Source organism: Acidimicrobiales bacterium (genome assembly GCA_036273495.1).
GTDB lineage: Bacteria > Actinomycetota > Acidimicrobiia > Acidimicrobiales > JAJPHE01 > DASSEU01.
In genome coordinates, this window is the sequence record DASUHN010000377.1 from 1 (window position 1) to 11,079 (window position 11,079).

At 71.0% G+C, this 11,079-nt stretch carries 10 protein-coding genes; 4 read left to right on the top strand and 6 right to left on the bottom strand.

Annotated elements, in window-relative coordinates; genetic code table 11:
- Window positions 1-263, top strand: a 263-nt coding sequence (locus VFW24_16360; GenBank protein ID HEX5268342.1) for a hypothetical protein, incomplete at its 5' end; no start/stop codon positions are given.
- A 34-nt stretch (window positions 264-297) separates the two neighbouring features.
- Here VFW24_16360 and VFW24_16365 read toward each other — a convergent pair.
- The 3 genes from VFW24_16365 to VFW24_16375 form a co-directional block, all read right to left on the bottom strand.
- The gene (locus tag VFW24_16365) at window positions 298-1,092 is read right to left on the bottom strand and encodes a nucleotide disphospho-sugar-binding domain-containing protein (GenBank protein ID HEX5268343.1); all 795 of its coding nucleotides are present in this window, start codon (window positions 1,090-1,092) and stop codon (window positions 298-300) included.
- Window positions 1,093-1,307: 215 nt separating this feature from the next.
- On the bottom strand, window positions 1,308-1,757 hold the full coding sequence (locus tag VFW24_16370; GenBank protein ID HEX5268344.1) for a cobalamin-dependent protein: 450 nt from the start codon (window positions 1,755-1,757) through the stop codon (window positions 1,308-1,310).
- A complete protein-coding gene (locus tag VFW24_16375; protein HEX5268345.1) occupies window positions 1,733-3,361 on the bottom strand; it encodes a methylmalonyl-CoA mutase family protein in 1,629 nt (542 codons plus the stop codon). The genes VFW24_16370 and VFW24_16375 overlap by 25 nt, the downstream gene beginning before the upstream one ends.
- A 29-nt stretch (window positions 3,362-3,390) precedes the next feature.
- On the opposite strand from VFW24_16375, the gene VFW24_16380 reads away from it, so the two are divergent.
- Window positions 3,391-3,981, top strand: coding sequence for a carboxymuconolactone decarboxylase family protein (locus VFW24_16380; GenBank protein HEX5268346.1), 591 nt, complete (start codon window positions 3,391-3,393; stop codon window positions 3,979-3,981).
- A gap of 37 nt (window positions 3,982-4,018) precedes the next feature.
- Complete coding sequence (locus VFW24_16385; GenBank protein ID HEX5268347.1) at window positions 4,019-4,573, top strand: hypothetical protein; 555 nt, start codon at window positions 4,019-4,021, stop codon at window positions 4,571-4,573.
- A 21-nt stretch (window positions 4,574-4,594) separates the two neighbouring features.
- Here VFW24_16385 and VFW24_16390 read toward each other — a convergent pair whose 3' ends face one another.
- Window positions 4,595-5,821, bottom strand: a complete 1,227-nt coding sequence (locus VFW24_16390; protein ID HEX5268348.1) for a CoA transferase — start codon at window positions 5,819-5,821, stop codon at window positions 4,595-4,597.
- Between the two features lie 111 nt (window positions 5,822-5,932).
- Between VFW24_16390 and VFW24_16395 the strand changes: the two genes are divergently transcribed.
- Window positions 5,933-7,006: an ABC transporter substrate-binding protein gene (locus VFW24_16395; protein HEX5268349.1), complete on the top strand. Its 1,074-nt coding sequence runs from the start codon at window positions 5,933-5,935 to the stop codon at window positions 7,004-7,006.
- A 30-nt stretch (window positions 7,007-7,036) separates the two neighbouring features.
- On the opposite strand, the gene VFW24_16400 is transcribed toward VFW24_16395, so the two are convergent.
- Together VFW24_16400 and VFW24_16405 are read right to left on the bottom strand one after the other, a co-directional pair.
- On the bottom strand, window positions 7,037-9,820 hold the full coding sequence (locus VFW24_16400) for a branched-chain amino acid ABC transporter permease/ATP-binding protein (GenBank protein HEX5268350.1): 2,784 nt from the start codon (window positions 9,818-9,820) through the stop codon (window positions 7,037-7,039).
- Window positions 9,821-9,838: 18 nt separating this feature from the next.
- On the bottom strand, window positions 9,839-11,079 hold a 1,241-nt coding region (locus tag VFW24_16405), incomplete at its 5' end, for an ABC transporter substrate-binding protein (GenBank protein ID HEX5268351.1).

The window sequence follows — 11,079 nt, forward strand, 5'->3', positions numbered from 1 at the left end:
ATTCCACGACCTACGAAGAGGAGCGCTCCGCCCTGGTCTATGGCGGCTACGTCCTCCTGGCCCGCTACCTGGCGGCCCACCCCGCCCCCGCGACCCCGGAAGGCCGCCGTCGGGAGCGGCGCCTGGTTGCCGACCGCCGCCGGCGGGCGGCCCGGGCCGCCCGGGCGGCCGGACCGGCGCGACCCGATGCCGGCGCGGCCTACGGGACCGGAGGGCGGACCGACGGGGCCGGACCCGGTGGCCTCGTCGACGCCGCCATCTGATTCACGCATCTGGTTCACGTCCCGGCCGGGCGCTCTACGCCGAACCGGCCAGCACCCGCTCCAGGCGCTCGAGCGCAACGTCGGGATCGCCCGCGAGCCGGATCCGGTCCCGACGGGCCAGCAGCTCCTTCACGGCGGTGGTTATCTCCTCCGCCGACGCGTCGGGGGACAGGACGCTCCCGGCGCCCACCCGGGCCACCGCCCGCGCGTTCTCGGGCTGGTCCCGGCCGAGAGGGAGACAGACCATGGGCACCGCGTGGTCCAGGGCCGCCACCACCGATCCCAGCCCGGCGTGGGTCACGAGAAGGGCGGCGTGAGGGAGCACGGCGGCGTGCCGCACGTAGTCGGACACCACCACGTTGGCGGCCGGCGTCAGGTCGGCGCCGTCGATGTAACCCGGGAGATTGACGAGACCCCTGACCGGGAGCCGGCCCAGTGCGTCCGTGACCCGAATGAGGACCTCCCTCTCGGGGTCGGCGGAGCCGGCCGTGCCGAGCGACACGACGACGAGGGGGCCCGGACCCGGGGGCGGCGTCCACCCCGCGTCGGGACCGGGCCCCTCGGAGAGCCCTCCGGCGTAGACGACATCGGGGGGAACCGGCCCGGCCGCATCGAGCTCCCGCGGGGCGGCAACCAACCCGAGCGCCGCGGCCCGAAGGAGGTCGGCGTGGCGCGCCACCTCGACCAGGCCGAGCTCCGCCCGCACGGAGTTGACGGCGTCGATCGACCCGGCCATGCCGATCGGATGGGGGGCACCGTCGACGAGCAGGGCCGTGTACAGGGTGTGGACCAGGGCCACCGTGGGCAGTCCCGACCGCTCGCCCCGCACAGGGCACCGGTCAGCATGTAGTCGACAACCAGCAGATCGGGCCGGAAGCGCGCCACGGCCTCTCCGACCTCGGCGGCTCCCGGCAGCCAGCCCGGCCCGGCCGTCACCAGCTCCACCCCGGCGTCCTCCACCCGACCCTGCAGACCGAGGAACGGATTGACGTTCCCGCCGCCCTCCCAGAGGACGGTGAAGATCCTCCGGACCTCCGCCACGCCCTAGTCCGGCGGTCCGGGCGCGGGAGCGGCCCACGCCGCGGCGGCGCGCACGGCGCCGACGACCTCGTCCTCGGACGCACCGGGGCCCAGCACCGCCGCCACCCCGGCGCCGGCCAGCTTGGGCCGGTCGACTTCGGGGACGATCCCCCCGACCACGACCGGGACGTCGAGGCCGAGCTGGCGCATGGCGGCCACGACGGCGGGGGCGATCGTCAGGTGGGCCCCGTTGTGCATGGATATGCCGACCACGTCCACGTCCTCCTGGAGGGCGGTGGCCGCCAGCCCGGCCGGGGTCTGGCGCAGGCCGGCGTAGATCACCTCCATACCGGCGTCCCGGAGGATGCGGGCCACGATCTTGATCCCCCGGTCGTGGCCGTCGAGCCCGATCTTGCCGACGAGAACCCGGATGGGGCGCGGATCTGTGGTCAGACCGCCGCCTTCTCGGTCCAGGTACCGAACACCCCTTCCAGGGCGCCGGTGACCTCCCCGACGGTGACCCGGGCCCGCCCGGCGTCGATCAGCGCAGGCATCAGGTTGACGGTCGGATCGGCCGCCTCCCGCCCCAGGCGGGCCAGGGCCAGGCGCACCGCCTCCTGGTCGCGCTCCTGACGCAGACGCCGGAGCCGGTCCAGCTGGTCGACCTCCACGGCCGGATCGATGTACAGGGTGGGGGGCTGGGCGTCGTCACCGTCGGTGTAGCGGTTCACGCCGACGACCACGAACTGGTCGGTGGCCACCTTGCGCTGGAAGGCGAAGGCGGCATCGGCGATCTCCGCCTGGAACCATCCCTCCTCGATGCCGTCGACAACCCCGTCGAGCATCGACCCGCCGCCCCTCGCCTCGATCTGCCCGAAGATCTCCTCGGCCTGCCGCTCGACCTCGTCGGTCAGGGCCTCCACGAACCAGGCGCCCCCCAGGGGATCGGCGACGTTGGCCACGCCGCTCTCGTGGGCGATGACCTGCTGGGTGCGGAGCGACAGGCGGGCCGCCTTGTCGGTGGGCAGGGCCAGGGCCTCGTCGTAGGAGTCGGTGTGCAGGGACTGCGTGCCGCCGAGCACCCCGGCCAGGGCCTCGACGGCCACCCGCACCAGGTTGACCTCGGGCTGCTGGGCGGTGAGCGATACCCCGGCGGTCTGGGTGTGGAAGCGAAGCTGCAGGCTGCGGGGATCGGCTGCCCCGTACCGGTCGCGCATCCAGCGCGACCAGATGCGGCGGGCCGCCCGGTACTTGGCGATCTCCTCGAAGAAGTCGATGTGGGCGTTGAAGAAGAACGACAGGCGGGGGCCGAACTCGTCCACACCCATGCCGGCGGCCCCGGCGGCCTCGACATAGGCGAAGCCGTTGGCGAGGGTGAAGGCCAGCTCCTGGACCGCCGTGGATCCCGCCTCCCGGATGTGGTAGCCGGAGATCGAGACCGGGTGCCACCGGGGCAGCTCCGCCGCGCAGTACGCCATCACGTCGGTGACCAGGCGCAGCGACGGCCGGGGGGGGAAGATGAACTCCTTCTGGGCCTGGTACTCCTTCAGGATGTCGTTCTGGATGGTGCCCCCCAACCGGCCCCGCGCCACTCCGGTGGCGTCGGCCACGCATATGTAGAGGCCCAGCACGAACGCGGCCGGAGAGTTCACGGTCATCGACGTGGTCACCGCACCCAGGTCGATCCCCGAGAACAGCGTGGCCATGTCGTCGACACTGTCGATCGCCACCCCGGCCCGGCCGACCTCACCGATGGCCAGGGTGTCGTCGGAGTCGCGGCCGAGAAGCGTGGGCATGTCGAACGCGGTCGACAGCCCGCTGCCACCCGCGGCCAGGAGCTCCCGGAAGCGCCGGTTGGTGTCGGCCGCCGAGCCGAAGCCGGCAAACTGGCGCATGGTCCAGAGCCGGGTCCGGTACATCGAGGCGTAGGGGCCGCGGGTGTAGGGCCACTGACCGGGAAACTCACCGTCGTCCGGCCCGTACACGCCCTCGAGCGGGACACCGGACATCGTCTCGAAGGACCCCGGCCGCTTCGGTGCGTCGGCGTAGGCCGAGTCCCAGGTGCCGCGATCTCCCACCCGCCAAGGTTACCGGGCACAGTACGGGGATGGACACCTCCCGCGGCCCCCGCCCGGACTCTCCGCGCATCCCCCCCCTCTCCGATCCCGAGCCGAGCGTGCAGGCGGTCCTCGACGCCGCGGCGGTGCCGGGCGGGGCCTCCGGGGCCGCCCCCCTCAACATCTTCGCGACGCTGGCCCACCACCCCAAGGTGATGCGCCGCTCGAACCAGCTCGGCGGCACCCTTCTGTTCAGCGGTTCACTGCCGGCACGGGACCGCGAGATCGTGATCCTCCGCGTCGGCTGGAACTGCCGCTCGGTCTACGAGTTCGGGCAGCACACCGTGATCGGTGCCCGTTCGGGATTGAGCCCGGAGGAGATCCGGGCGCTCGCGGGTGGGGATCTGGACGCCTGGTCCGGTCAGGATCGCGCCCTGGTGGCGCTGGCCGACGACCTGTGCGAGCGGGACTGCGTGTCCGACGCGACCTGGTCGGTCCTGGCGGAGCGCCTCGGCAACCAGGAGATGATCGAGCTGGTCGTGCTGGCGGGCTACTACCGCCTCATAAGCGGATTTCTGAACAGCACGGGCGTGCAGCTCGATCCCGGTGTCCCGGGGTGGCCGGAGGGCGCGGTCCCCTAGCAGCCGCTGGCGACCGGCCCGCTGGCAGAATTGCCGCGTGGTCTTCAAGGAGCGCTTCTGGGCCGGCTTGCGCGACGGGTCGCTGACGGTCGCCTACCGCCGCTGGACCCGACCGTCGGTCCGCCCGGGAGGGACCCTGCAGAGCCCCGGCGGCCTCTTGGCCATCGACAGTGTCGAGGTCATCGACGGAGATGAGATCGACGACCCGGCCGCCCGCGCTGCGGGGTACCGCGACCGCAAGGAGCTGTCCGGCTTCCTGCGGGGTGACGGGGACCTCTATCGCATCCGCTTCCACCGCCTCGGTGACGATCCTCGGATAGCCCTAAGTGAGCGCGCCGAGCTGACCGGCGCGGAGTGGCGCACGGTGGAGGGAATGCTCCGGCGCAACCCATGGGCCATCGACTACCTGCGGCTGATCGCCGAGATGCCAGGGATCGTGAGCACCGAGCTGGCCGAGCGCGCCGGCATGGAGCGCCAGGCCTTCAAGCAGCGGGTGAGGCGCCTCAAGGCGCTGGGACTGACCGAGAGCCTCGAGGTGGGCTACCGGCTCTCACCCCGGGGCGCGGCAGTCCTGGCGCGCGGCCTGACGTGAGGGCCCGCCCGGCCCCGGCAACTAGGTGACGGCGCCGGCGATCTTCAGCTGGATGATCTCGTCCTCGCTGCGGCCCAGCTCGCGGAGGATGTCGTCGGTGTGCTCGGCGAACTGCGGAGCCCGCGTCAGCTCCGGGGGGCGCTCGTCGAACTGGACCGGGCTGGCCACCAACCGGCGCTGGTTCCCCTCGAGGTCGGTGACCGGGAGGATGTAGCCGTTGGCCTCCATCTGGGGGTCGGCCACGATCTCCAGGGGCCCCTGCACCGGCGCCCACTGTCCCTCCATCGTCCGGAGGTGCTGGACCCAGTACGAGAACGGCTTGGCCCCGATGGCCTCGGCCACGTGCCGCCCCGCCTCCCGGGCGTTGGCCATGAGCTTCTCAGCGGTGTCGAACCGCTCGTCGTCGATCAGGTGGTCGAGACCGAGGTGGCGGCATACGTCCGCGAAATAGCGGCCCGGCTGCAGCATGGTGAAGTTGATCCACCGGCCGTCCGAGGTCCGGAACGTGCCGATGGTCGGATTCACCGGGATGTTCATGGGTGAGTCCAGGGGCCCGGGCGCCTGCTCCTCACCGGACAGCAGGGCGTTGCCGAGGCTGAGGGCAAAGGCCCAGGCGCCAACGCTCATCAGCGACACGTCGACCACCGACGCCTCCCCCGTCCGCTCCCGGGCGAAGAGGGCGGCGGCGATGCCTCCCGCAATCGTCATCCCTCCCATCGAGTCGCCGTAGGCGCCGCCGGGCTGGTTGATGATCCGGGGGCTGTCGGAAGGAGTGGTGGCCCAGGCGCTGCCCATCCGGCACCAGAACGTCGAGCCGTCGTAGCCGCCCTTGGGGGCGTCGGGGCCCCGCTGGCCGTGGCCGCTGCCGCGTACGTAGATGATGTCGGAGTTGGCCCTCCTGACGTCCTCGACCTCGAGGCGGAGCCGCTGGCGGGCGTCGGGGAGGAAGTTGATCAGGAAGACGTCGGCGTCCCGGCAGAGGTCCATCAACACGGCGTGGCCGTCGGGATGGTCGAGGGCCAGCCCGATGCTGCGCTTGCCGCGGTTCGGATGCTCCATCAGCGGCTGGAAGGATCCTTCCGCCACACCTCCGGTCCCCAGCCGCAGTCCCCGCTGGGCGTCTCCGGTCACCGCGTGCTCGACCTTGATCACGTCGGCACCCCAGTCCGACAGGACGGCTCCCGCGGCCGGGGTGAAGGTGAACTGCGCCACTTCGACCATCTTCACCCCGCGCATCGGCAACTGCACGCACCGCCCCCTCTCGCCTCGCTCGCGTGTGTATCACATCTGAGATCGCTGGCGCGACCCGATCCGCTCCGGTACCTTCCGCCGCGTCAGCGACAGGCGCGGGGGTTCGACATGGAGCCGATCAGGATCGGATGGCTGGGTTCCGCCCTCGACGGACCCGGCGGGGGCTACGACAAGATCCACCGCATGGCCTTCGACGAAGCGGAGGAACAGGGCCTGCTCGACCGACCGGTCGAGTTCGTGATCCACCCGGAGAACGGTCTGCCCCAGGGATCGGCCAGGAACGCCACTGACGGCTTCAGGTCGCTCGTCGAACAGGGCTGTATAGGCGTGGCGGGGGCGTACAGCTCGGACAACGCCATCACCGTGGGACCGCTCGCCAACGAGATGCACGTGCCGCTGATCAGCTGGTGCGGAACGGAGCAGCTCCACGGTGACTACTGCTTCCGGCTCGGCAACGGGGACTGCGGCGGTGACGCCGCTCTGATCGTGTCGTGGCTCAAGCGCAACGGCCACGCTCGGGTGGCGGTGCTGAGCGAGATCTCGCCCAACGGGGAGGAGTACTTCCGCTACTTTCGCCAGGAGTGCCGCCGCCGGGGGGTGAGCGTGGCCGCGGTCGAGACGGTCAGCCAGAGCCCCGCCGACCTGGCGTCGCACCTCGACAACCTGCGCCGCATCGAGCCGGACGCCCTCGTCTACATGGGCTACGGAATGCTGGCCGCCAAGGGGTTGATGCGTGAGGCTCTCGACCGGCTCGGTTGGGACCCGCCCCGGATCATGACCACCGCGTTCATGTTCTACCTGATGGGCTTCGACAAGTTCGAGGGGTGGGTGGGCATCGACCAGTTCGACCCGACCAATCCTCTCGTGCAGGGCTTCCATCAGCGCTTCACCAAGCGGTACGGCCAGGACCCGCCGCTCTGGCCCAACGCCATCCCGGTGCTCGCCTACGACACGGCCCGGGTGCTCGTCGAGGGGCTGGTGCGGGCGCCCATCCTCAGTGGTGAAGGGCTGAAGGCGGGCCTGGAGCGGATCCGGTTCATGCCGAGCACGACGGGCGGTCCGCGTACGCACATCGCCTGCTCCCCGCACGAGCACGGAATGTTCCGGGGCGACTGGCTCCTCTACGGCCGGGTGCGTAACGGCACCCTGGAGTTCGAGGGCCTCTTCGAGCCCTGGGAGTAGGGCCTCGGGATCGAACGGCGCCCGCCGCGTCTACGAGCCCGACCGGCGCCTCCCGGCGCCGACCGGCCCGGAGCGGCCGATGGCGGCCCGGTTGGTCCCCAGATAGCTGGCCACGACCTCGGGCGCGTTGCGGACCTCCTCAGGGGTCCCCTCGGCAATGACCCGCCCGCTCTCCATCGCATAGATCCGGTCACAGAGGCCCATCAACATCGGCATGTCGTGTTCGACCACGACGATGGCGCAGCCGAGCTCGTCCCGGATCCGGCGCAGGAGAGGCCCGAAGGCCTCGGTCTCGCGCTGAGCGACGCCGGCTGTCGGCTCGTCCAGGAGGAGCAACCGCGGGCGCGCCGCCACCTGGGCGGCCAGGTCGCACACCCGCCGGGTGCCGGTCGACAGGTCGGCCACGAGCGAGTCGGCCCAGGAGCTCAGCCCGAACCGGTCGATGATCTCGTCGGCGGACCGTTCGACCGCGCGTTGGGCGCGCATGGCCCACGGAACGCGCAGCACCGCGGCGGCAAACCCGTACCGGTCCTCGCTGCGCACTGCGACCTGGATGGCGTCCCGGACCGTGAGCCCGGGGAACAGCAGGGCGTCCTGGAAGCTGCGGCCCAGGCCGTGCATCCACCTCATGTCGGCCGCCATGTTCGAGACATCGACCCCGAACAGGTCGACCCGCCCCTCGGCCGCCAGTGCCCCGGACACGACGTTGAGGAGCGTCGACTTCCCCGCGCCGTTGGGACCGATCAGCCCGACTATCTCCCCCGGGCTGACGCGGATGCCGGCCCCGTCCAGGGCCGTGATGCCGCCGTAGGAGAGGCGCAGATCCTCGGCCACCAGCGCCTCAGGGTGCGCGACGTCGGGCCGTCGCGTCACATGGTCCGCGACGCTGCGGAGGAACCTCTCCCAGACCTTCTGGGCCGCCCCGGCCAGGCCCGTGGGGTAGGAGAGCAGCAGAGCCACCTGGGCGCCGCCGCCCAGAAGGAGCTGGAAGCCGACCTGCCGGCCGACACTCCCGAAGATGCTCGTGAGGAGCGGGGCGATGAAGAACGTCGGCATGTACAGCAGGACCGAGCCGGCAACCGCGCCCGACAGTGAGCCCAGCCCGCCGATCACCGGCACGGCCAGGATCGACAGTGAGAGATCGGGGTTGAACTGGCTGAGGGAGAGGTTCTGCCAGGCGTCCGCCCAGAGCACCCCGGCGGTGGCGGCGATGAAGCCGGAGAAGGCCAGGACGGTCAACTTCATGGTGGCGGGGGTGACCCCGAACGCCATGGCCGCCGGTTCGTTGTCCCGCACCGCGACGATCATCCGTCCCGGGAGGGACCGGCGCAGCGCCGAGGCGGCCACCAGGGCCGCCGCCAGCACCGCGAGGGATATGTAGTACACGGCCAGCCGGGTGGTCGGCCGCCCGAAGCCCACCAGTCCGGGCGGCTGGACCGGCAGTCCGTACGAGCGCGACGACCCGAACCAGTCCTGTTTGAACAGCCACTCGTAGGAGACGGTGGCGAGCCCGAGGGTCGTCACCGCCAGCGTGAGCCCCCGGATGCGCAGGGCCGGGAGCCCGGTGACGATCATGATGCCGGCGCCGAGCAGACCGCACAGGAACAGCAGCAGGGGAATCGACAGCCCGTGGGGGGACAGCTTGGCGGTCAGGTAGGCCCCCGCTCCGACGAGGGCAAAGTGGCCGAGGCTGATCTGGCCCGCCCAACCGACCAGCATGGTTATGGCCACGCCGACCAGGGCGTAGATCAGCACGAGCGTCAGGTCGAAGCGGCGGTAGTCGGGCCGGAAGTACGGGAGGATCGGGAACAGCAGCCCCACGACCAGACCGGAGGCGGCCAGGAGGACACCCCGCCTGCGCACGAAGGCGCGCCCCGCCACCGCCGGCGGGACCCGTAGCGGCTGCCGCTCGGTGATGACCGCTCCGGTGCTGCGGACGGCGGCGCCGATCACCCGGCCGCGCAGCACGACGATCCCCAGGATCACGGCAAAGACGACCAGGTCCGCCTGGCCCCCGCTGTGGGACCAGTACAGGTCGAGCTGCTCGACGATCCCCAGGCCCAGACCGGCCACAAGGGTCGCGGGGAGCGATACGAACCCGCCGGCGGCGGCGGCTCCCAGCGCCCGCAACAGCAGATCGGGGCCGAGGGCGGTGGCGTCGAAGCTGGGCTGGGACGGCGCCTCCACCACCGCCGTCACCGCGGCCAGAGCCCCGGCCACGCCCCAGGTCACCATGCTCACCCTCGGGATCGACACTCCGGCCAGCCGGGCGGCGTCGGGGTTCGACGCCGCGGCCCGGATCATCCGCCCCAGCACCGAGTAGCGCAGGAACGCCGCCAGCGCGGCCACCACGACCGGAACGAGGATCAGCACCAGCACGTCCTGGCCGCCCAGCACCACGCCCTCGACCCTCAGGTGGCTCTGGAACGGCAGCGGGTAGCCCTGGAGGGTCAGCTTCTGGGTGTTGGGGCCGAGGACCGGGATGAACTCGAGGGCGGACAGCAGCTGCGCCACTCCCACGGTGATCAACAGCAGGGTGACGGTGCTGTTGGAACGGGCCCGGAGCGGACGGACCACGTACCGCTCGACGAGGAGACCGGTGGCGATACCTATGGCGATGGCGAACGGGAAGGCGGCCCACCAGGACCAGCCCCAGTCCAGGACCATCTTGCCGAGGAGCACCGCCGAGTACGTGCCCATCTGGGCATGGGCGAGGTTGATGAAGCGGTTGGCCTTGTACACGAGGACCAGACCCACCGCCAGGAGGCCGATGGTCAGCCCGCTGATCACCCCGAGGACGAGGGAGGCTCCCATGGAATCGTCAGGCTGCCGTCAGTACGTGGGGCGGAGGGTCGGGTCGATGACCTTCCAACAGGTGCAGGAGGCGGAGAACCGGACGGCCCACCAGAAGTCCCCGCCCGTCACCTTGACCGGCGTGTACGGACCCGGCGCCCGGTAGATGGCGTCGGCGGTCGGGAAGGCCTCGTTGAACCGGCCCACCTGGCCCATGCCCTGGGCCAGCCCGGCTCGGGTCGGTCCGGGATCGTGGGCGGCTGCGGCGGCGAACAGACCGAAGGTGTCGCAGTTGCCCCCTCCATAGAAGCTGCCGGTGATGTACGACGCCGGCAGGCCGTGCCGGGCGAACAGGGCGATGCACGCCTGGGTGGCCGGGTCCGACAGGCCGGGGGTGCTGGACTCGCCGAACTTGGAGGTGGTGGTGGCGATCGTCCCGTCGAAGTTGTTGGGGTCGGGCCCCGTCGATCCGGTGGCCGTGATCATGAACCCGTCGTAGTTGGAGACCAGGTACTTGGGCTTGTAGCCCTGGCTCTGGGCGGCGCTGGTGAACTCCTTGAAGCTGCCGCCCCCCGTCACCTCGACCACGTTGGTGACATGCTGAAGGTTGTCCTGGGTGGCGAAGTTGCTCATGTCCCCGGGGGATGCGAATCCGCTCGACGGACAGGAGAAGTCGTTCTTGACGATCTTGCCGGCGGGCACGCCCGCCTGCAGCAGGAAGCCGTACACCGCCTGGTTGACCTCGACCGAGCAGTCGTCCTCCAGGATGGCGACCTTCTGGAAGCCCTGGCCGGCGGTGAAGAAGCCCCGGTCCTTCATGCCGAGGATGGCGTTCTTGTAGTCCTGCACGGCATCGGGACTGATCGACGTGTAGTACGGGTAGTCTTGCTTGGCCTCCGACGGTGTCGGGCCCAGGTTGGCCACGACCGGGATCTTCTTCTGGGCCAGGCAGTCGTTGGCCCCCTGCGGGTAGGCGAACCCGCCGATAACCGCGAACACCCCCGCCTGCTGGATCTGGAGGCAGACGTTCTGGGTGCTGGTCGGGTCGATGGGGTTGGCCTCGTAGAACGTCACGGCCAGCTTGCGACAGGCCACTCCGCCGTGGGAGTTGATGTCGTCCACGACGGCCTGGGCCATCTGCTGCTGGATCTGCGGTGAGGGCTGCTCCACCGCCGAGTTGCCGATGGCCCCGGCCAGATTGAGAAGGACGTCGGCCACCTTTATCTGGGTGGGGGTGACTCCCGTGTCGGTGCTCGTGAGCTGCCCACAGGGAGAGGCCG

Bases quoted from the DNA above. Each gene is read 5' to 3' on its own strand.
- VFW24_16400 (HEX5268350.1), bottom strand. From the start codon at position 9,820: ATGGGAGCCTCCCTCGTCCTCGGGGTGATCAGCGGGCTGACCATCGGC.
- VFW24_16380 (HEX5268346.1), top strand. From the start codon at position 3,391: ATGGACACCTCCCGCGGCCCCCGCCCGGACTCTCCGCGCATCCCCCCC.
- VFW24_16395 (HEX5268349.1), top strand. From the start codon at position 5,933: ATGGAGCCGATCAGGATCGGATGGCTGGGTTCCGCCCTCGACGGACCC.